This window comes from Streptomyces sp. NPDC001678, assembly GCF_042892945.1.
Taxonomy (GTDB): domain Bacteria; phylum Actinomycetota; class Actinomycetes; order Streptomycetales; family Streptomycetaceae; genus Streptomyces.
This window is the reverse complement of record NZ_JBIAUP010000009.1, coordinates 211,869-233,052: the sequence shown is the minus strand read 5'-3', so window position 1 is coordinate 233,052 and position 21,184 is coordinate 211,869. Positions and strand designations below refer to the sequence as shown.

Here is a 21,184-nt window from a genome sequence, read left to right as displayed (position 1 = left end):
TCCGGTCGTGAACGGTGTGTGGAGGACGCCCGGGCGCGCCGAGGGGGACGGGGACATGACCACTCAACACCAGGGGACCACCGGAGCCGGGCCGGGCGACGGGCGGCCGCCCCGCCGTGCCGTCCTGCGGTACGGGGCGGCGGGCGCGGCCGGGGCCGGCGCCGCCGGTCTCGCCGGGCCCGCCGGCGCGTTCGCCGCCCCGCGCGGCGGCGGGAGCGGACGACGTGGGGGCGGGAGCGGACGACGCGGGGGACGCCGGGTGGCCGTGCTGGGCGCGGGAGTCGGCGGGCTGACCGTCGCGCACGAGCTCGCCGAGCGCGGCTTCGAGGTGACCGTGGTCGAGCGCCGCGCCGTCGCCGGCGGCAAGGCCCGCTCCCTGTACGTTCCGCACAGCGGCACCGGAGGCCGCCGCGACCTGCCCGGCGAGCACGGCCACCGAGGGGTCTTCGGCTTCTACCACAACCTCCCCGACACCCTCCGGCGGATCCCGCTGCCCGGCGGCGGCACCGTCTTCGGCCGGCTGACACCGGTGACCTGGATCGAGCTCGCCCGCACCGGCAACCGCCCGGACATCCCCCTCCCCGTCAGGCCCGGCTCGCTCTCCCTGTCCGGCGCACCGCTGCTGGTCGCCACGCTCGGCGGGCTGCTCGCGGAGGGCCTGCGGCTGCCGCCGTGGGAGGCGGCCCACTTCGCCCGGCTGGCCGTGACGCTGTTCACCAGCTGCGACGAGCGCCGGTTCGGCCAGTGGGAACACCTGGGCTGGTGGGACTACATCGAGGCGGACCGTATGTCCGAGGACTATCAAAAGCTGCTCGGCGGCGGGGTGCAGCTGCTCCAGGCCCTGCGGCCCCCGACCGCCAGCGCCCGCACCTGCGGCCAGGGCCTGGAGGCCATCTTCTACGACGTGCTCGGGCTCGGCAGCGACGGGCCCGCCGACCGGGTCTTCGCCGGCCCCACCAGCGAGGAGTGGATCGACCCGTGGGTCGCCCAGCTGCGCTCCCTCGGCGTCCGGTTCGCCTTCGGCCGGACAGTGGACCGGCTGCAGTGCCGCGCCGGGCGCGTCGTCTCCGCGACCGCCCGCGACCACCGGGGTGCGACGGAACGCATCGACGCCGACTGGTTCGTCGCGGCCGTCCCCGCCGACCGGGCCGTACGGCTGTGGGACGCCGCCTTGCGCGCCGCCGACCCCCGGCTCGCGGCCATGGACGGGCTGCGGCACACCTGGTGCAACGGCATCCAGTACTTCCTCCGCCGGCCGGCGCCGGTCATCGCCGGGCACATCGTGCACGTCGACTCCCCGTGGAAGCTGGTGTCGATCAGCCAGTCGAAGCTCTGGCGCGCGCCCTACGCGCGGACGTGGGGCGACGGCCAGGTGCGGGAGTCGCTGTCCGTGGACGTCTCCGACTGGGAGACACCGGGCATCCTCTATGGCAGACCCGCCCGGCACTGCACCCGCGAGGAGGTCGCCCGGGAGGTGTGGGCGCAGATGCGCGCCCACCTCGGCCGGGCCGGCCGGTCCGTCCTGGACGACTCCCTGCTGCACTCGTGGTACCTGGACGAGGCGATCACCGAGGGCCCGGACGGGCTGCGCGAGGACGACCCGTACTTCCTCAACAGCACCGGCTCCTGGGAGCTGCGCCCGGACGCCGTGACCGCCGTGGGGAATCTGTTCCTCGCCGCGGACTACGTCCGGGCGTACGCCAATGTCGACTTCGCCTCGATGGAGACGGCCAACGAGGCGGGCCGGCGGGCGGCCGCCGGGGTGCTGGCCGCCGCCGGGGCCTCGGAGGCGCCCGAGGTGCGGACGTTCCGGGGGTACGAGGCGCCGGAGTTCGCCGTGCTCAAGCGCGAGGACCGGGAGCGCTGGCGGCGCGGGCTGCCGCACGTCCTGGACACCGGGCGGCGGTGACGGCCGGGCCGTGCTCCCCGGCGGCGGCCCGGGCGGGGAGCACGGGCGGTGTCAGCCGAGGCGCGCGGTGACGGCGGCCAGCTTCTCGACGCCGGCGGCGAACTCCTCGGGGGTCAGGGCCTGGAAGGGCAGGCGGAGGAAGACCGTGCCGGCGGGCGGGGTGGCGGACCCCGGGTAGAACGCCGAGCCCCGGGTCAGGAGCACGCCGTCCGTCTTCGCGGCAGCCAGGAACGTCGTCTCGTCCGTGGGAACGGGCAGGTGCACGCTGACGTAGTAGCCGCCCTCGGGGACGGTGATCAGCGCGTCGTCCCCGAGGTGCCGGCGGACGGCGGCCACGGCCGCGTCATGACGGGGCTTCAGGAAGCGACGGGCCCGCTCGATGTTGCTCGTGGCCAGCCCGGCGGCCAGGCTCCGGGCGGCGACGGCCTGGAGGAGGGGCGCGGGAGAGAGGTAGGTGCCCTCGGCGAGGGCGGCGAGCGCGGTCACCGTGTCGGGCTCGGCGATGACGTAGCCGACGCGCAGCCCGGGGCTGAGGATCTTGCTCAGGGAGCCCACGGTCAGTACGCGCCCGCCGGGCGAGAGCTCGGCCAGCGAGGCGGGGGCGGTCCCTTCGAAGCGCAGTTCCCGGTAGGGGATGTCCTCGACGAGGACGAAACCGTGCTCCTCGGCGAGGCCCACCAGTTCGCGGCGCTTGTCCTCGGCGGTGGTGACGCCACTGGGGTTCTGGAAGTCGGGGATGACGTAGACGAAGGCGGGCACCCGTTCGGCGAGGCGCTCGCGCAGGACGTCGAGGTCGAGGCCGTCGTGACGGAGGGGGATGCCCGTCACCCGGGCGCCGTGGCGCTCGAATATCTGCACGGCGCGGTCGTAGGTGGGGGCCTCGACGTAGACCTCCGGCCCGGTGTCGCGCAGGAGGTGGGCGGCGAGCAGGTCGAGGGCCTGGAGGGAGCCGTTGGTGACGAAGATCCGCTCAGGGTCGGCGGCGTGGAACTTCGCGAGTTCCTCGCGCAGGGCGAGGTCGCCGGTGTGGTTGCCGATGGGCGCGTACTGGAAGACGTCGTCACGCCGGTCGGCGAGGACGGCCGCGGCCTGGGCGGCGAGTTCCTGGGCGGGGATGGCCTCGCGCGGGGGGATGCCACGGGAGAAGGGGAACATACGTGCCTCCGGTCTCGGGATATGGCTGTGGGGACGGGCCCCGTAAGGGGCGCGGGGAACTGCGCGACCAGCCACGGACGGCCCGCAGCCGACTGACCGCGCATTCCGGCGGAACGCTCAGAGATGGTGGGCGGCCGGTACGACGAGATCGCGCCCGATGTCCGCGACGCCATCGACACCGAGCTGGAGCAGCGTGTCCTCGATCTCCTGGCGCAACAACTCCAGCACCGCGCGGACGCCGTCACGCCCGGCGAGGGCGAGCCCCCAGAGGTAGGGGCGGCCCAGGCACACGGCGTCGGCGCCCAGGGCGAGGGCCTTGACGACGTGGACGCCGGAGCGGATGCCGCCGTCGACGAGGACGACGCCCCGGTCGCCCACGGCGGAGGCGACCTGGTCCAGCGCGACCAGGCTGGGGATCTCGCCGTCGAGCTGGCGGCCGCCGTGGTTGGAGACGATGACGCCCTGGGCGCCGAGGTCGAAGCAGCGGCGGGCGTCCTCGGGGCCGAGGATGCCCTTCACCAGCAGGGGCAGCGTGCTCCACTCCCGGATCCGGCGCAGGTCGTCCCAGGTCAGGGGGAGCCGGTCGATGCGGGCGTTGGCGGGGATGTCGCCTTCGAGGACGCCCAGGGCCCGCAGGGTGCCGAAGTCGACGAAGGGCGGGGTGCGGAAGCCGGAGCGCAGCGTGGAGACGCGGCGGGCCGCGTGGCTGGCGTCCACGGTGACGACGAGGGCCGACGCCCCGGCCTTCTCCGCCAGGGCGACGGTGGCGGCGACGTCGTCGAGGGAGCGGTAGGCGTAGAGCTGGAACCAGCTTCCGCCGGGCGCGGATTCGGCGATCTCGGGGTAGGCGTAATGGCTGTCGGTGCTGACGACGGAGATCGTGCCGGCGTCCTCGGCGGCCAGCGCCGTGGCGATCTCGGCCTGTTCGTGGAGCAGCCGCTGGGGGCTGGTGGGGGCGAGCAGCACGGGCAGGGAGAGCTGTTGGCCGAGGACGCCGGTGCGGGTGTCGGGGGTGGTGCCCGCGCCTCCGAGGGCGCGGGGGCGCAGCCACACCCGGTCGAAGGCGGCGGTGTTGGCGCGCACGGTCTCCTGGGTGCCGGCGCCTCCGGCCACATAGGCCCGGATGTCGGCGGAGAGCATGGTCTCCGCGGCGCGTTCGAAGTCCGGCAAGGTCAGCAGTCCGGCGAGTTCCATGTGTGCAGCCACTGAATGTCCTCCGGGGAGAAGGGACTTTCTCTGGTCAGCCGAATTGGTCGAAGGCCATCTTCACCACCATGCCCGTCACCACGAGGACGAGGACGGTGCGGACGAATCCCGAGCCCTTCTTGAGCGCCATGCGGGAGCCCAGCAGGGCGCCGGTTATGTTGCCGACCGCCATGCCGAGTCCCAGGGTCCACAGGACGTTTCCCTGGACCGCGAAGACGGCCAGAGCGCCGAGGTTGGAACCGGCGTTGACGACTTTGGCCATGGCCGCGCTCTCGAGGAACTGTTTGGCCAGGAGGGAGGTGAAGAGGATGATGAGGAAGGTGCCGACGCCGGGCCCGAACAGGCCGTCGTAGAACCCGATGCCGCAGCCCGCGACGGCGATGACGCACATGCGGCGGCGGGTGCTCGTGGCCGACTCCAGGCTCTGTACGCCGAAGTTCGGGCGGAAGGCGACGAAGAGGGCGACGGACACCAGCAGCACCATGATGACGGGGCGGAACCAGTCGGTGGGGAAGCTGGCGGCGGACAGCGCGCCGAGTGCCGCCGAGGGGACGGCCAGTCCGGCCGCCGGCAGGACGACGGAGCGGTCCAGCTCGGTGCGGCGGGCGTACATGACGGCCGCGGTGGACGTGCCCATGATCGCGGCTATCTTGTTGGTGCCCAGCGCGGTCGCGGGCGGGAACTGCGGGAAGGTCAGCAGCAGTACGGGGATGAGCAGCACTCCCCCGCCGCCCACGACGGCGTCCACCCAGCCCGCGGCGCCCGCGGCCAGGAGCAGCCCGGCCACGTCGTACCAGTCCATGTCGTCCTCGATTTCACGTGCCGGAACGATGCCGGGTGCCCGCCGCCGGCCCGGCGGGCACCTTGATCACACCACGCCCCGGATCTCGGCCATCCTGGGGATCACCCGCGGCCGTCGCATCATGCGCCGGGCCCACAGGGGGGTGGAGCGCAGCGAGTAGAAGCGGCGCAGCCAGCGGTCCGCACCGTCGTAGCGGGGCGCGAACGCCGAACGGCCGTGGGCGGCGACGTGGTTGTCGACGATGACGAGGTCTCCGGGTTCGAGGACGATGTCCTGGCACACGGTCTCCAGCGCCCGTGCGAGGGCCTTCAGGGCGTGGGCGCCCCGGGCGTCGGCGGCGTGGGTGTGGTGGGAGTTGAAGCGCAGGAAGGCCCGGCCGGGGTCGCCGAAGATCACGGGGTGGGGGCCGGAGACGGGTGGTGGCCCGGCGGCGGCGTCGCGGGTGAAGGACGACGGGTAGGCGCTGTGGTAGACGGGCAGTCGCAGCGCTTCGACGTCCTCGGGGGTCAGATGGGCGACGGCCTCGCGGACGGAGGCGACCCGGGTGGCGGCGACGCCGTCGTGGTCGCGGCGCAGGCAGAGCAGGCCCAGGAAGTCCGGGCGCAGCGGGTGGTGGACGTTCTCGGTGTGGAAGTCGAAGGCCACGGAGCCGCTGTTCTCGATGCGGGTCTCCTCCCCGGGCACGGGGTGGACGTCGTGGATGAGGGCGCCGGACTTCTCGTCCTGGTATCCGACGAGGGCGCCGAGGAGGTCGGCGACGAGGGTGAGGGTTCCGTCGGTCGGGTGGCCGTCGAGGGCGGCGGTGCCCCGGCCGGCGGGGGTGGGCGGGACGTCCCCGACCTCGATGCCGCGCAGCAGGACGTGGCCGTGGGGGGAGGTGCCCTCGGCGAAGTCGAGGAGGGTCTCGCGCAGGGCCGGCGGCAGGTCCCGTCGGAGGAAGGACATGGCGCCCTCGCCGGCGTCGGGGAAGCGGGCGGCTATTTCGGAGAGCGTCCATAATTTCTCCCGGTCCGGCCCGCTCAGCCGGTGGGTCCGTTTTATTTCCGCTAAGAGGGCCACGGTGTTTCCTCCAGGCAAGTGCGAACACGGGCGCAGGCGCTTTTCCGAAAACGGCGCGACAAAGGGCGCGACAAGGAAAGGAGGAGTGGGGAAGAAGTGGGGGGAATTCGGTGGCGGCAAAGGTGCGATCACGCTATCCGGGAAGGTCAAATCATGTCAACGAGAGGTTTCGGACAGCTGACAAGGGCATTTCACAAAGCCGCATTCCTCCCACCACCCCCTTTCTCGCATCTGGATCATGACCCTGAGCTGCGGTGGCGGAATCGCCTCGAGCGAGGCACGACCGAGACTCCAGCGGCCTGCGACGAAGCGTTCCGGCCAGCCGCTTTCATGGAACGTAAAGTTCCGGCAATGCATTGGTGTTATCGCACGAGCTGCGGGGGTCGGCGTAAGGAACTTGTAACACGGAGTTCCCTGACGCGCCGCCGCACCCGTGGTTGGCTTTCCAAGGTCATCCGCGTTTCCCCTTCCCGCCCTTTCTCCAGGGAGTTCCGTGTCCACCGTCTGCCGCCCCGTGCTCTGTCTTCCCGAACACACCGTGACCCTCGACGAGGCCGTCTCCCATATGGGCGCACTGCACTCCGGCCATCCGAGGATCGGCACGGCCCTGCGGCTGATGCGCAACACCTCGGTGCGCACCCGGCACCTCGTCGACCCCTTCGCGGACGTCATACGCCCGCGGACGTTCGGCGAGCGCATGCGCCGCTACGCGGAGGCCGGTACGGGCTTGGGTGTACGGGCCGCCCTGGGCGCGCTCGCCGAGGCCCGTACCGCGCCGGAGGAGGTCGACCACCTCGTGCTCGTCTCGTGCACCGGGTATCTGCTGCCGGGGCTCGACGCGCACGTCGCGGGCCGGCTGGGGCTGCGCCGGGACGTCCGCCGGCTGGCCTTCGCCCAGGTCGGCTGCGCGGGCGGCGCTTACGCGCTGGCGCGGGCCCGGGAGCTGGCGGCCGTCCGTCCGGGGTCCGTCACCCTGGTCGTCGCGGTCGAGCTGTGCTCGCTGTCGTACCAGGCGGGGGACGACCGGATCGCCTCCTTCGTCTCGACCGCGCTCTTCGGTGACGCGGCGGCGGCCTGTGTCGTCCGGGAGGACCGGCCCGGGCTGCGGCTCGGCGCCTCCTACGAGGACCTGGCGCCGGACACCCTGGGCCACATCTCCTACGAGGTCGACGAGCTCGGCTTCCACTTCGACACCAACCCGCGGATATCGCGCGTGGTCGCGGAGGCGATGCCCGGCCTGCGGCGCTGGCTGGAGGACGAGACGCCCGTGCTCGCGCCGCAGCCCGACTTCCTGATCGGCCACACCGGCGGGCCGCGCATCATGTACGAGGTCAGCAAGGGGCTGGGCATCCCGCCGGCCATGTTCGAGCTCAGCGAGAACTCCCTCACCCGGCGCGGCAACACCGCGAGCGTGGTCGTCCTCGACGTGCTGGAACAGACCTTCGACGACCCGCCGCGCGCCGGGGCCCAGGGGCTGGTCGTCGCGTTCGGGCCCGGGGTCACCACGGTGGCCGTGACCGGCACCTGGGTCGAGCCGTAGCGGGTGCGGGGACGGACGGGGGCCGCCCCCGCGCGAGCGCGAGGGCGGCCCCCGTCGCCGGGTGGTGCGGCTCAGTCCGTGCGGAGCGCCGGGTCGCTGACGCCGGGCTCGCCGTTCTCGACGTGTCCGGCGAACCGGCGCAGGAAGCCGGGGTCCCCCTCGCAGACCACCGTGATGTCGTACCAGCGCTTGCCGTGGCGCGTGTCCACGGTGTGGGTCACGGTCCGGCCCGCCCGCACGGTGATCGTCTCGTGCTCGCCGCCGTAGGCGTCGGTGACGGTCAGCCGCCGGTCCGTTCCGCCCGGGTTGGTCAGGGTCAGCTCCAGACGGCCGTGGCGGCCCTCGTGGCGGGCGATGACCTCGGGGGCGGCGGTGGTGCCGGGGCCCTTGAAGACGCGCAGGAAGCCGTTGGGGCCGTGCACCGACAGGTCGTAGGCGCCCTTGGAGTACGCCGTGTTCCAGGTGTCGGAGATCTTCTTGCCGGCCTCGGTGGTGTACGTCCACGGGCCGTCCGTACGGTTCCCGGAGGTGACCGTGAAGGCGGCCCCGGCGTGCTCGCCCCCGCTGAAGGTGAGGGTGAAGCGCCCGGTCGAAGGGGTCGCGGCGCCGTCCGTCAGGGGTGCGTAGGGCAGCGGCCGGGTGCGCTTCGTGCCCCGCTCCTGCCGGGGCATGGCGGGGCTGGCGGGCGGCTTCGGCACATAGTCGGGGTGGCGCTCGCGGTCCTTGGGGGCGTATCCGTCGGTGTCCGGCAGGTCGGCGGGCTCCGTGTCCTTCAGCCGGAAGTCGAACGCCGAGGTGAGGTCGCCGCAGATGGCGCGGCGCCAGGGCGAGACATTGGGCTCGGCCACCCCGAAGCGGCGCTCCATGAACCGGATGATCGAGGTGTGGTCGAAGGTCTCGGAGCAGACGAAGCCGCCGGTGCTCCACGGGGAGACGACGATCATCGGAACGCGCTGGCCGAGGCCGTAGGGGCCGGCGGCGTAGTGGCCGTTGCCCTTGAAGACGTCGAGGGCGGTGTCGACGGTGGACAGGCCCTGTGCGGCGGAGGCGGGCGGGAAGGGCGGGGCGACGTGGTCGAAGTAGCCGTCGTTCTCGTCGTAGGTGATGAACAGGGCCGTCCTGCTCCACACCTCCGGGTCGGCGGTGAGGGCGTCGAGGACCTGGGAGATGTACCAGGCGCCGTAGTTGACGGGCCAGTTCGGGTGCTCGGAGAAGGCCTCGGGGGCGGCGATCCAGGAGATCTGCGGGAGCCGTCCTGCCTTCACGTCGGCCCGCAGGACGTCGAAGTAGCCGTCGCCGTTCTTGACGTCCGTGCCGGTGCGGGCCTTGTCGTGGAGCGGGTCGCCGGGCTTGGCGTTGCGGTAGGCGTCGAAGTAGAGGAGGGAGTTGTCGCCGTAGTTGCCGCGGTAGGCGTCGTTGATCCAGCCCCATGATCCGGCCTTGTCCAGGCCGTCGCCCCGGTCCTGGTAGATCTTCCAGGAGATCCCGGCCTTCTCCAGCCGCTCGGGGTAGGTCGTCCAGCCGTAGCCGGCCTCCTCGTTGCCGAGGACCGGGCCGGCGCCCTTGCCGTCGTTTCCGGTGTGGCCCGTCCACATGTAGTAGCGATTGGGGTCGGTGGCGCCGATGAACGAGCAGTGGTAGGCGTCGCAGACGGTGAAGGCGTCGGCGAGCGCGTAGTGGAAGGGGATGTCCTCGCGCGTCAGGTACGCCATCGTGCCCGCGGACTTCGCGGGGATCCACCGGTCGTACTTGCCGTTGTTCCAGGCCTTGTGCCCGCCGGCCCAGTCGTGGTTGAGGCCCGCGATGAACTGCATGCCCAGGTCCTCGGCGTCCGGGTGGTAGGGCAGGACGTCCTTGGCGCCGTCGGGCTGGTGGAAGACCGTCTTCCCGTTCTCCAGGTGCATCGGGCGGGGGTCGCCGAAGCCGCGGACGCCCTTGAGGGAGCCGAAGTAGTGATCGAAGGACCGGTTCTCCTGCATCAGGACGACGATGTGCTCGATGTCCTGGATGCTGCCGGAGCGGCGGCGGGCGGGGATGGCGGCGGCACGGTCGATGCTGCTCGACAGGGCCGCGAAGCCCGCGGTGGCGCCGGCGATCTGGAGGAAACGCCGTCGATTGAGTTCAGCCATGGGTGAGGGACCTCTTGGGTGTGAGGGCTGACAGCAGCAGAGTGGTCCAAGAGCATCCAGCGCCGGGGAAGCGGTGGTGTCGCCAGTGTGACGGCGGGTGGTACACGGAGGGAACAGGCGTGCGGGGCCGGAAAAACGGCGAGGGGCCGGACACCCGATGGGTGTCCGGCCCCTGGAGCCGTCAGCGACGGCGGTGGTGGATCAGGCGTCGCCGCCGGTGGCGACGGCCTTCTCGGCCGCGGCCTCCTGCTGGGCGCGGGCGACCTTGCCCCGCACCAGGTACCAGCCGCCGACCAGGGCGGCCACGATGACCGGCAGGCAGTACACCGTGTCGCGACCGGCGCCCGGCTCGGCCGCCATCAGACCGAGCACACCGGCCAGGAAGACCAGGGTGATGATCTGGGTGTACGGGGCCCAGGGGAGCTTGTAGCCGGGGCGGGCGACCCGGCCGTCCTTGGACCGGCGCCAGAAGAGCAGGGAGCAGACCATGATCATGCCCCAGGTGCCGATGATGCCGATGGCGGCGAAGTTCAGCACGATCTCGAAGGCGTCCGCCGGGACGACGAAGTTCAGGCCGACACCCAGGACACAGAAGAACGCGGTGAGCAGGATGCCGCCGTAGGGCACCTGGCCCTTGTTCATCAGGCCCGTGAACTTCGGCGCGGAGCCGGACATCGCCATCGAGCGGAGGATGCGGCCGGTGGAGTACAGGCCGGAGTTCAGGCTGGAGAGCGCCGCGGTGAGGACCACGAGGTTCATCACACCGGCCGCGCCCGGGATGCCGACCTTCGACAGGACGGTGACGAAGGGGCTCTCGCCGGCGTGGTAGGCGGTGTACGGCAGCAGGAACGCGAGCAGGATGACCGAGCCGACGTAGAAGAGGCCGACACGCCACATGATCGAGTTGATCGCCTTCGGCATGATCTTCTCGGGGTTCTTGGTCTCGCCCGCCGCGACACCGCACAGCTCGACGGAGGCGTAGGCGAAGACGACACCCTGGATGACGAGCAGCATCGGCATCACACCGGTCGGGAAGATCCCGCCGTGGTCGACGATGTTGGAGATGCCCGGGGTGCTGTCGCCGACCTTGTGGCTGCTGGCCAGCAGGAAGATACCGACGACCATGAAGATCGTGATCGCGGCGACCTTGATGATCGCGAACCAGAACTCCATCTCACCGAAGTACTTCACGGAGATCAGGTTCACCGTGAGGACGACCGCGAGGGCGATCAGCGCGAGCACCCACTGCGGGATGTCGCTGAACATTTTCCAGTAATGGGTGTAGGTCGCGACGGCGGTGATATCCGCGATACCGGTCGTGGCCCAGTTCAGGAAGTAGAGCCAGCCGGCCGTGAAGGCGCCCTTCTCCCCCATGAACTCACGGGCGTAGCTGACGAACGCGCCGGAGGACGGACGGTAGAGGACGAGCTCGCCCAGCGCCCGGACGACGAAGAAGGCGAAGAGGCCGCACACCGCGTAGGCGATGAAAAGGGACGGGCCCGCGTTGTGGAGACGGCCACCGGCGCCGAGGAAGAGGCCGGTACCGATCGCTCCACCGATCGCGATCATGTTGACGTGGCGGGACTTGAGGTCCTTGCTGTAGCCCGCGTCGCCCGCGTCGACGTGCGTGGACGTCGCCGCGGGAGCCGGGGTGTCGGCCGCAGTGAGGGTGCGGTCACTCATGTATTTCTTCGCCTTCGTTCCGTGGGGGAGGCAGGACCGGGCCGCACGCTGATGTGGGGGTGACCTCCATGCCCGGGGAAAGGCCGCGCACGGCCCTCTCCCCTGCATCGCCGGGGCTTCCCGGCGATGGCCCGGTGTTCTTTCCGGGAACCGGCTGGCGACGCCGGTCCTCGGTGGTGTTTCACGAGGTCATGCGGTGAATGGTGAGAGGCGCGCAAGGATTCCGTCAAGGGTTAACGGAAAGTTGACATTTTCGAAAGCCCGGACTAGGCGGGGCTTACCCCGTCCTTATTTTGACTTTCCGCTACGGGCCATGAACGGCGGGTGGATATCGCTGCCCATTCCACCTATCCCGCGCGCCGCCCGGGCCGGTCGCCCATTTCCCGTCCCCCACGCCACCTTTCGACGGCCGGCGGCACCCCGGGGGGCCGCTCCGGGGCACGGAGAAGGGGCCCCGGCGATGCCGGGGCCCCTGTGTCCTTCCACACCCTGGTGACCAGGGTCACATATCACTCAGTGTTCCTCTTCGTTCCCGGATCCATTGCCGCTGATCACGGGGATGTCGTTCAGGATGTGCGAGAGCGGGTCGTCGCCGTCCTGAATGGTGGAGTTGTCCGTGCACTGCTGCTGTTGCTGCGAGGTGAGGACCGGGACGTCCTCGATGCCCACGTTGATCAGGAGCAGGAGCGACTGAAGGCCGAGCTTGCCCACGCCGATGCACAGCTTGTCGAGGCTGCCCTGGACGGCGGTCATCTGCGGGCTCTCGTGACCGCCGGTCACCGTGGTCCCGTGCTCGGTTTCCGACCCGTTGCCGTTCAGGGTGGTCAAACCGTCACGATCGAGCGCCGCGACCGGGGCGGCGGCGATCCCGACCGCCGTGGCCGTGAGGGCGACCGTCGCGAGTACCTTGTGGAGCACGTCCCTGCCTTTCGGTCGAGTGTTCCTCCCGAGCGGGAGGCGACCTGAGTAACTCCGGCATTTCGGAGAGGTTCCGAGCACTCACTCGTTCGTCCCAGCGGCGCCCCGGGCGGAGCCCCACTCCTCCTATTAGCGGGCCCGACGCGCCCCGGTCGCCTCTCCCCGCCGCGCCCAAAAATGCCTTATGTTCGCATTTTGACTCTTTGTTATTAGGCTACGAACGCGCGCTTGCCGACCCGCGAAGGACGCCCCCGTGATGCTCCTCCACCGGCCCCGTCAGTCGTCCCTCGTGCGATGTGCCTACGGCACCCCGCGCCGTGCCCTGGGCACGCTCCTCCTGCTGGGGCTGGTCGCCCTGGCCGCGGCGGTGGGGGGCCACGGGGTCGGGGAGCGCCTCGCCCCGGGCGGCTGGACACCGGCCCGGGCGCAGTCCACCCGGGCCGACGCCTTCCTGGCCGAGCGCTTCGGGGCCGGGCAGCCCCATCTCGTCCTGGTCGCCACGGCGCCGGGGCCGGTCGACGCCCCCGCGGCCGCCCGGGCGGGCCGGGCGCTGACCGAGCGGCTCGCCGCCGACCCCCACACCGCCTGGGTGCGCGGCTACTGGCCGCGGGCCCGGCCCGAGCTGCGCGGCCGGGACGGGCGCTCCGCCTGCGTCGGGGTGCGGTTCCACGGGGACGAGCGCGCCGTGCTGGCGGCCGCCAAGGCCGTCACGGCCCGCGAGGCCGGGCGGGCGGGGCCGCTGGAGATCACGGTCGCCGGTGAGGCGGCGCTGTTCGCCGAGATGGAGCGGCTGAGCACCGAGGGCGCCACGGTCGCCGAGATGATCATCGCCCCGCTGGTGCTGCTGATCATGCTGTGGATCTTCGGGAGCCTGGTGGCGGCGCTCCTGCCGGTCGTCGTCGGGGCCTTCGCCGTCGTCACCACCACCGCGCTGCTGCGACTGCTGAGCGAGGTGATGACGGTCTCGGTCTTCGTCCTGAACATCGCCACCGCGCTCGGCTTCGGGCTGGCCGTCGACTACTGCCTGCTGATGGTCAGCCGCTACCGCGAGGAGCTCGCGGCGGGGGCGGCGCCCGTACGGGCCGCCGGGCGGGTCCTCGCGACCGCGGGCCGGGCCGTCGCCTTCTCGGCGACCACCGTGGCGGCGGCGCTGGGCGCCCTGCTGGTCTTCCCCCTGCCGCTGACGCGCTCGCTGGCCCTGGGCGGGGCGGCCGTCGCGGTGTGCTCGGCGGCCGGGGCACTGCTGGTGCTGCCCGCGCTGCTGGTGCTGCTCGGCCCCCGGGTCAACCGCTACGACGTCTTCGCCCGCTGGCGCCGGGGCGGCCGCCGGGCCTTCGCCGAGGGCCGCTGGTACCGGCTGGCCATGTGGGTGACCCGGCGGCCCGCGGCCGTCGCCCTCGGCACGCTGCTGCTGCTCGGGCTGCTGGCCGCGCCCGGGGTGGACGCGCGGTTCGGCATGTACGACGACCGTATTCTCCCGGCGTCCTCGCCGGTCGCCCGGGCCTCGCAGCGGCTGCGCGCCGATTTCGACGGCGAGAGCGGCACCGCGGCGAGCGTCGTCCTCCCGGACGTCCGTGTGACGCCCCCGCCGGCCGCCGCCCCGGCCGTGGCGGCGGCCGCGGCGGACGGCGCGACGGACCCGGAGGACCCGGCGGCCCCCGAGGACGCCGCCGTGGACGAACCGGCGGGCCGGGCGGGCACCGGCGGCTCCTCCGGGGCGCCCGACGCCTCCACCGCGGCCGTGGACGCCTACGCCACCCGCCTCTCCCGCCTCCCCGGCGTACGGCGGGTGCGGACGGCCACGGGCGTCTACGCCCACGGCCGTCGCACGGCGGAGCCCGGGCCCTGGGCGGCGGGGTTCACGGGGCCCACCGGCACCTGGCTGAGCGTGACGCCCAGCGCCGCCTCCGTCCTCTCCCCCGACGGCCGGCTGCTCACGGAGCGGCTGCGCCACGAGCCCGCGCCCACGGCGGCCCTGGTGGGCGGGCCGGGCGCCCGGCTGACCGACACCGAGGACGCGTTCGGCGACCGGCTGCCCGCGGCCGTGCTGATCACCGTGGCCGCCACGCTGGTGCTGCTGTTCGCCTACACGCGCAGCCTGCTCGTGCCCGTCAAGGCCGTGCTGCTCAACGCGCTGAGCCTGGCGGCGACGTTCGGGATCATCGTCGCCGTCTTCCAGCAGGGCCGGCTCGACGCGCTGCTGGGGCCGCTCGACGGTCCCCGCACCACCGATGTGGTCATCCCCGCGGTGATGTTCTGCACCGCGTTCGGCCTCTCCATGGACTACGAGGTCTTCCTCCTCTCCCGCATCCTCGAGGAGCATCGCCGGGGCAGCCCCACCGACCTCGCGGTCGCCGTGGGGCTCCAGCGCACCGCGCGGCTGTTCACCTCGGCCGCGCTGGTCTTCGCCGTCGTCATGGGCTCCCTCGCCGCCTGCGACCTCGTCATGCTCCAGCTGATCGGCTTCGGGCTGGCCGTCGCCGTGCTCCTCGACTGCACGCTCGTCCGCGCCCTGCTCGTCCCCGCGATCATGTCGCTGGCCGGCCGTGCCAACTGGTGGCCCGCCACGCGCCGGGGCGCCCGCCCCGGTCCCGATACCGCGGGCCGCACGAGCCACCGGCCGTCGGCGCCCGCCGGACGGGCGTAAAACCGCCACGCCCCCGTCCCCCTGGCGGCGGTCCTCCCCCGGCCACGGCCTGGCGGCGCGTGGCGGGACAGGGGTCGTACGCCACGGGCGGCGGCCCGCCGGCTCCGTAGGGCGACCGACGCGCCTGCCGCCCGGAGCGGCCCGGCGGCCGCATACTGCGATCACGGCGCCGGACCGGAACCGGGGCGTCAGGAGGGCCGCGTGTCATGATCAGCACATCGCTCGCCGTGAGCACGACCCGCCGCAGGCTGCTGTACGCGCTGGCGGCCGCCGGCGGCGTCGCCGTGGGGGGCGGGCCGGGGGCGGCGGCACGGGGGCGGGAGGCCGGGGCCGACACGGGGAAGGCGCGGGAGATCCGGGCCGAGTTCCTCCACGCCTGGACGGGCTACAAGCGGTTCGCGTGGGGGCACGACGAGGTGCTGCCGGTATCGGGCGGGCACCGGGAGTTCTTCGCCGCCGGGCATCCGGTCGGGCTGTCGATCGTCGAGTCGCTCGACACCCACTTCCTGATGGGGCTCGACGACGAGGTCGGCCTGTGCCTCGACTGGATCGACGACCGGCTGGACCTCGACATCGACGCCCCATTCCAGGTCTTCGAGACGACCATCCGGCTGGTCGGCGGGCTGCTCGCGGGGTATCTGGTCACCGGCCGGAGGGCGCTGCTGGAGCTGTGCGCCGACCTGACCGACCGGCTGCTGCCCGCCTTCACCCGCTCCCCCACCGGCATGCCCTACCGCTTCGTCAACCTCCGTACGGGCGCGGTCTCGGGCCGTACGACGCCGCTGGCCGAGATCGGCACCCACATCCTCGAATTCGGTCTGCTGTCCGAACTCACCGGTGACCCGCGTTATCTGCGGGCCGCCAAGGGGGCGCTGGGCGCGGTGGTGCGGCGGCGGTCCTCGCTCGATCTGCTCGCCACCACCATGAACGTGGAGACGGGCGAATGGGCGGACCGGGCGGCGATCGCCGTCAACCCCCCGGTGGACTCCTTCTACGAGTATCTGTGGGGCGCCTGGACGATGTTCCGGGACGAGGACTGCCGGCAGTGGTTCCGGACGCTCACGGCGGCGATCAAGAAGCACCAGGCGGAGCGGTCGGACGGGCTGCTGTGGTTCCGGCAGGTGGACTTCCGCACCGGCGCCCCGCTGGGACGGCGCCAGTCCTCGCTGGCCGTCGCGGTCCTCCCGGTGGGCGGCGACAACGCCCTGGCGTCGGACTACTACCGCTCCTGGACCGCCGTCCTCGACAAGTACGCCGTCATCCCCGAGGAGATCGACTATCCGGGGCTCAAGGTCACCGACCCCCGCAACGAGCTGCGTCCCGAGTACGCCAACTGCGCCTTCGAGCTGTACTGGCAGACCGGGGACCCCTTCTACCGCACCACGGCGTGGCGCTACTTCCAGAACCTCAAGGCCCACCACCGCGTCCCCGACGGCTACACGGTCGTCGCCGACGTCACCCGCCGGCCCATGGCCAAGGGCGACCACTGCCCCGCGTACGTCTTCGCCGAGAACTTCAAATGGCTGTACCTCACCTTCTCGGACACCCCCCGCTTCGACTACGCGCGCGGGTATCTGAGCACGGAGGGCAAGGTGCTGCGCGGCGCCCGGCCGCCCGCCCGGGCCCGGCTCGGCTGGCTCTGACTCGAACTCCCGTTTACACGCAACCCTGTTGTGCGCCAAAGCGTCTTGAGGGGTGACAGCTGCCGCCGGGCTCCGGCCGGCGGCACGGGGGAAGCGTGTACGGGGGTACCGCATGACCGAGACAGTGATCAGCGCTGCCGGAAAGCAGGAAGCCGCGGCGGAGCTCACGCCCTTCGTCGACGCGTTGCGCGTCCCGCCGGTGCTGCGGCCCGGCCGGGCCGAGGCGCGCAGCGGCATCGAGATCGACCAGACCGCCACCTGGGCGCGCCTGCACTCGCAGCTGCCGCCCACCCGGGTGTGGACGTACGGGGGCCACTTCCCGGGGCCGACCATCGAGGTCCGGCGGGGCCGCCGGCTCCGCGTCACCTGGAACAACCGGCTGACGGGCGCGCACCCGGTGGTGGCCGTCGAGGCCGTGCCCGTACCGGGCGGGCCCGACCCGGCGGACGAGCCGGGGCGCGGCGGGGCGGTGCCGCTGGCCGAGGTGGCCGCGCTGCCCGCGTGGACGGTCACGCATGTGCACGGCGCGAACACCGGGGGCGGCAACGACGGCTGGACGGAGAACGCCGTCTCGCCCGGCGACAGCCAGCTCGCCGAATATCCCAACGACCACCGGGCCGTGGCCTGGTGGTACCACGACCACGCGATGGACATCACCCGCTGGAACGTCTTCGCGGGCCTGGCCGGGATGTACCTGGTGCGGGACGACGAGGAGGACGCCCTGCGGCTGCCGCGCGGCGAGTACGAGATCCCGCTGATCGTCCAGGACCGCAATCTCGACCGGGACGAGGACGGCCGGCTGACGGGCGCTCTGCTGCACAAGACCGTCGTCGTGGCCCACGACGCCGCGGGGAAGAACCTCACCCGGGCGTTCACCGGCCCGTACACGCTGGTCAACGGCGTCATCTGGCCGCATCTGGACGTGGCGGCCCGGTGGTACCGGTTCCGGGTCCTCAACGCCGCCAACGGCCGGACGTATCTGCTCCGGCTGGTCGACGACGAGACCGGCGAGCCGGTGCGCGGCGCGATGTGGCAGATCGGCACGGACGGCGGGCTGCTGCCGCGGCCGGTGGCGCTGGACGAGCCGCTGCCCGTGGCGCCCGCCGAGCGCCTCGACGTGCTCATCGACTTCGGCGCGCTGCGCGGCCGCCGGGTCCGGCTGGTCAACGCGGCCGAGGGGGTGCGCTATCCGCAGATCATGCAGTTCCGGGTGGACGACGAGGAGGTACGGGACCCGTTCACGCTGCCGGAGGTCATCTCCGCCTCGTTCCGGCGTCTCACTCATGAGACCGTGCCGGAGCACGGCCACCGGCTGCTCGCCCTCACCCCGCCCGGCACGGCCGGCAACGGCCACCCGGGGCTGTGGGAGATGCATCCGGTGGAGCCCGGCGCGGTGACCGTGCCGAGCGAGGGGGTGATCCAGCTCCAGGGCCCGGACGGCACGGTGCGCACCTACCGCCGGGGCGCCACGGCCTTCGACGACGCGCTGGGCTTCATGGTCGAGCACGGCGCGTGGGAGCAGTGGAGCTTCGTCAACCTGGGCGGCCCCATGCACCCGATGCACATCCATCTGATCGACTTCCAGGTGCTGGGCCGGGAGCTCTATCCGACGGGCGCGGGGAGCGGCTTCGACCAGGCGCTGGGCGGTACGCGCACCCCGCTGGCGTACGGCGGGACGGCGCCGGTGTCGGACAGCGACGCGGGCTGGAAGGACGTGATCCAGGTGCCGCCGGGTCAGCTGGTGAAGGTCATCGGCCGGTTCGAGGGCGCGAAGGGCCGGTTCATGTACCACTGCCATCTGCTGGAGCACGAGGACATGGGGATGATGCGGCCGTATGTCGTCATGCCGCGTGAGGTGATGGTCTTCCACCATGGCACGGGTGGCGGTCATGACGGCGGCCACGACGGTGGTCATGACGACGGCGGTGGCCATGACGGCCACGGTGGTCACGGCGGTTGACCGGTGCCGTCCGGCCGGTACCGCCCCCGGTCCCGGGAGCGCTCGCCGCTCCCGGGCGGGGCGGTACCGGCGGCGGTCACTTCGCGGCGGGCAGCGTGCCGAGGAAGTCCAGGAGCGCGGCGTTGACCTCGTCGGGGCGCTCCTGCTGCGTCCAGTGGCCGCAGCCCGGCAGGGTCACCCTGCGGTGGAGCTTCGGCACCAGGTGCGTCAGGTTCGCCAGCACCTGGTCCATGCCGGGGAAGGAGCGCACCACGTCGCGGTCCCCCTCCATGAACAGCGCGGGAACGTCGACGGCCCGGTTCTGGAAGGGGGCGGTGAGCTCCCAGTTGCGGTCAATGTTGCGGTACCAGTTGAGGCCGCCGGTGAAGGCGTGGTCGCCGTGGTTGGCGTACTCCCGGGCGAAGGTGGCGATGTCGTCCTCGGTGAGCCAGCCGGGGAGCCCGTCGGGCTCGGGCATCGAGTCCAGCAGGGCCTCCCCCTTGGGGACGACCCAGGGGCGGGGCGGGTCGGTGACGGGGCTGTCGCCGGAGGCGCCGACGAGCAGCCGGCGGAAGACCGCCGTGGGGTCCGCCGCGAGTTCGGCGTCGGCGCGGCCGGGCTCCTGGAAGTAGATCTGGTAGAAGCCGTCGCCGAGCACCGATCCGAGGGCGGTCAGCGGCGGTACGGGGCCGCGCGGGACCGGCGGCACGCTCAGGCCCACGACACCGCGTACGACGTCGGGGCGGAACAGGGCGGTGTGCCAGGCGACGGGGGCGCCCCAGTCGTGCCCGACGACCACCGCGCTCTCCTCGCCGAGCGCGTGGATCAGGGCGATGACGTCGCCGGTGAGGTGGAAGATGCTGTAGGCGTCGATGGCCTCGGGCTGTTCGCTGCGGCCGTAGCCGCGCTGGTCGGGCGCGACCACGCGGTAGCCGGCCTCGGACAGCGGCCCGAACTGGTGGCGCCAGGAGTACCAGCTCTCCGGGAAGCCGTGCAGCAGCAGGACCAGCGGCCCCTGCCCCTGTTCCGCGATGTGCAGCCTGACGCCGTTGACTTCGACAGTGCTGTGCTTGACCGCGCTGGTCACATGCCCTCCTGCGATTCACCTGCGAAACGTGCCGTCTCGGGTCAACGGTAGAGGGAATCCGTCTGTTCCGCCCCGGTGTTCGGGGCCGGGACGGCCGGTGGCCCCGGGAACTCCCGGGGCCACCGGCCGAAACCCGGTCGGCGTCCGGAACGGGGTTCAGGACGGGGCGCCGCGGGCGACGAGGGCGCGCACCAGCCGGCAGGTGGTCGCGGAGGGCTCGCGCACCCCGATCTGGACCGCCGCCGTCCGTATCCTGCGGTCCGTCGCCCGGTCGGGGGTGTAGACGCCGGAGTGCAGCAGGGCGATGGCCAGGCGCATCGCCTTCAGCTGGCGGTTGTACGTCTCGTACCAGTCGCGCGGCTGTCCCGCGGGCAGGCGTTTCTTGGGCAGGGTGGGAAGGCTCGGCAGATTCGGATGCGGTTGCGGTGTTGCGACAGCGGCCATGGGCGTCCTCCTCCAGAGGTCGTGGACTCTTGCTCCACACCCCCGATTCTACTGCCGGGCACTGACAATCGCCCCAGCTCAGAAGGGGTTTGCCGGGAGCGGCCCGGCCGCCGCCGGAGCCGCTCCCACCGCTTGTCGCCCCCGGCCCGGAGGCCGGGTGGCATCGGCCTACTTGTGCGCTGCCGCCGGAGCGGGCGTGGCACAGGCGATGTCGGTGCTCGTCTGGAAGACGCCGTCCTTCTTCGCCTGGCCGCCCTGGTACTCGTAGTAGAGGTACGAGTAGAGCTCGATCTTCCGGCTGGGGCCGCAGGCCGAGTCGGGGGCGATCTGGTAGGTCAGCTTGGCGGTGCGGGTGGCTCCCGGGAGGATCGGCACGTGGTAGCGCAGGGTGCCGCTCTGGTTGACCGCGTCGCACTGCACGGTGTCGCCGGTGCAGGACTTGAACGCGTACTTCAGGGCGGGGTCCTGCGAGGTGTTCCAGGTGGGCTGGATCGACTGGTACACGAACTGGGTGTTCGTGGTCTGGTCGTTGGTGAAGGTGAGGGTCACCGTGACCGTGTCGCCGGGCTTGGCGGTCGCCTTGTCGACGGTGAGCGTCATGGGCGCGGCGGGGGCGGCGGAGGCCGGCTGGGCCATGCAGGTCAGGCCGGCGGCGAGGGCGAGAGTGGCGGACAGACCGAGGCGTCTGAATCTCTGTGAGCGCATGGCCGAGGACAGTAGACACGCGACCGCGGCCTGACAGCACCCCCGGATGAGGATCGGCCAAGGTTTAGCCCGGCGATGTGACGTACGTTGCTGGTGCGTGGCCCGATGACACATGGGGACAGGTGTGCGAAGTTGGCCGGGATGTGTTGATGAGGCGTGCCGAAAGGGGACGGAAGAGCGCCGACAACGCCCCGGAGGGGTGTGGTTCGCGCCGTCGGCCGGGCTCCGCCCGGCTCGTGAAGCGGGTACGGAGAAGCCAGGAGCGTCATGCCCCTTTATGCGCGGAAGTCGTGAATATTGCCGTCCGCCCTATTGGGA

The 21,184-nt window shown here is 72.2% G+C and carries 15 protein-coding genes; 5 read left to right on the top strand and 10 right to left on the bottom strand.

All coding sequences use genetic code 11. From position 1 onward, the window contains the following. Positions 1-55 precede the first annotated feature (55 nt). Complete coding sequence (locus ACFYZR_RS20615) at positions 56-1,909, top strand: FAD-dependent oxidoreductase (RefSeq protein WP_391912228.1); 1,854 nt, start codon at positions 56-58, stop codon at positions 1,907-1,909. Positions 1,910-1,960: 51 nt separating this feature from the next. On the opposite strand, the gene ACFYZR_RS20610 is transcribed toward ACFYZR_RS20615, so the two are convergent. The 4 genes from ACFYZR_RS20610 to ACFYZR_RS20595 form a co-directional block, all read right to left on the bottom strand. Next, the gene (locus ACFYZR_RS20610; protein ID WP_391912226.1) at positions 1,961-3,064 is read right to left on the bottom strand and encodes a PLP-dependent aminotransferase family protein; all 1,104 of its coding nucleotides are present in this window, start codon (positions 3,062-3,064) and stop codon (positions 1,961-1,963) included. Positions 3,065-3,181: 117 nt separating this feature from the next. After that, positions 3,182-4,270 carry an alpha-hydroxy-acid oxidizing protein gene (locus ACFYZR_RS20605; protein WP_391912224.1) on the bottom strand — a complete coding sequence of 363 codons (1,089 nt, stop codon included), beginning with the start codon at positions 4,268-4,270 and terminating at the stop codon, positions 3,182-3,184. Between the two features lie 34 nt (positions 4,271-4,304). After that, on the bottom strand, positions 4,305-5,072 hold the full coding sequence (locus ACFYZR_RS20600) for a sulfite exporter TauE/SafE family protein (RefSeq protein WP_391912222.1): 768 nt from the start codon (positions 5,070-5,072) through the stop codon (positions 4,305-4,307). Between the two features lie 66 nt (positions 5,073-5,138). Continuing rightward, positions 5,139-6,131 (bottom strand): TauD/TfdA family dioxygenase, encoded by a 993-nt coding sequence (locus ACFYZR_RS20595; RefSeq protein WP_391912220.1) that lies wholly within the window; start codon positions 6,129-6,131, stop codon positions 5,139-5,141. A 493-nt stretch (positions 6,132-6,624) separates the two neighbouring features. Here ACFYZR_RS20595 and ACFYZR_RS20590 point away from each other — a divergent pair, with 493 nt between their 5' ends. Continuing rightward, complete coding sequence (locus ACFYZR_RS20590; RefSeq protein ID WP_391912218.1) at positions 6,625-7,671, top strand: type III polyketide synthase; 1,047 nt, start codon at positions 6,625-6,627, stop codon at positions 7,669-7,671. 71 nt (positions 7,672-7,742) lie between these two features. Here the strand turns inward: ACFYZR_RS20590 and ACFYZR_RS20585 are convergent, their stop codons facing one another. The 3 genes from ACFYZR_RS20585 to ACFYZR_RS20575 form a co-directional block, all read right to left on the bottom strand. Then, positions 7,743-9,800, bottom strand: a complete 2,058-nt coding sequence (locus ACFYZR_RS20585; protein WP_391912216.1) for a phosphocholine-specific phospholipase C — start codon at positions 9,798-9,800, stop codon at positions 7,743-7,745. 201 nt (positions 9,801-10,001) lie between these two features. Beyond that, the gene (locus ACFYZR_RS20580; protein WP_391912214.1) at positions 10,002-11,483 is read right to left on the bottom strand and encodes an amino acid permease; all 1,482 of its coding nucleotides are present in this window, start codon (positions 11,481-11,483) and stop codon (positions 10,002-10,004) included. Positions 11,484-11,996: 513 nt separating this feature from the next. Beyond that, positions 11,997-12,401: a rodlin gene (locus tag ACFYZR_RS20575; RefSeq protein WP_391912212.1), complete on the bottom strand. Its 405-nt coding sequence runs from the start codon at positions 12,399-12,401 to the stop codon at positions 11,997-11,999. Between the two features lie 256 nt (positions 12,402-12,657). On the opposite strand from ACFYZR_RS20575, the gene ACFYZR_RS20570 reads away from it, so the two are divergent. The 3 genes from ACFYZR_RS20570 (at position 12,658) to phsA (ending at position 18,651) form a co-directional block, all read left to right on the top strand. Beyond that, entirely contained in the window at positions 12,658-15,048 is a 2,391-nt protein-coding gene (locus ACFYZR_RS20570; protein ID WP_391912383.1) for an MMPL family transporter, read from the top strand. Between the two features lie 206 nt (positions 15,049-15,254). Then, positions 15,255-16,691 (top strand): glycoside hydrolase family 47 protein, encoded by a 1,437-nt coding sequence (locus ACFYZR_RS20565; RefSeq protein ID WP_391912210.1) that lies wholly within the window; start codon positions 15,255-15,257, stop codon positions 16,689-16,691. A gap of 112 nt (positions 16,692-16,803) precedes the next feature. Beyond that, positions 16,804-18,651 (top strand): O-aminophenol oxidase PhsA, encoded by a 1,848-nt coding sequence (phsA, locus tag ACFYZR_RS20560; RefSeq protein WP_391912208.1) that lies wholly within the window; start codon positions 16,804-16,806, stop codon positions 18,649-18,651. Positions 18,652-18,727: 76 nt separating this feature from the next. On the opposite strand, the gene ACFYZR_RS20555 is transcribed toward phsA, so the two are convergent. The 3 genes from ACFYZR_RS20555 to ACFYZR_RS20545 all read right to left on the bottom strand — a co-directional run bounded on the left by ACFYZR_RS20555 (position 18,728) and on the right by ACFYZR_RS20545 (position 20,866). Next, positions 18,728-19,717 (bottom strand): alpha/beta fold hydrolase, encoded by a 990-nt coding sequence (locus tag ACFYZR_RS20555; RefSeq protein ID WP_391912206.1) that lies wholly within the window; start codon positions 19,715-19,717, stop codon positions 18,728-18,730. Positions 19,718-19,873: 156 nt separating this feature from the next. Then, a complete protein-coding gene (locus ACFYZR_RS20550) occupies positions 19,874-20,161 on the bottom strand; it encodes a hypothetical protein (protein ID WP_391912204.1) in 288 nt (95 codons plus the stop codon). Positions 20,162-20,329: 168 nt separating this feature from the next. Continuing rightward, on the bottom strand, positions 20,330-20,866 hold the full coding sequence (locus ACFYZR_RS20545) for a hypothetical protein (RefSeq protein WP_189447201.1): 537 nt from the start codon (positions 20,864-20,866) through the stop codon (positions 20,330-20,332). Between the last annotated feature and the right edge of the window lie 318 nt (positions 20,867-21,184).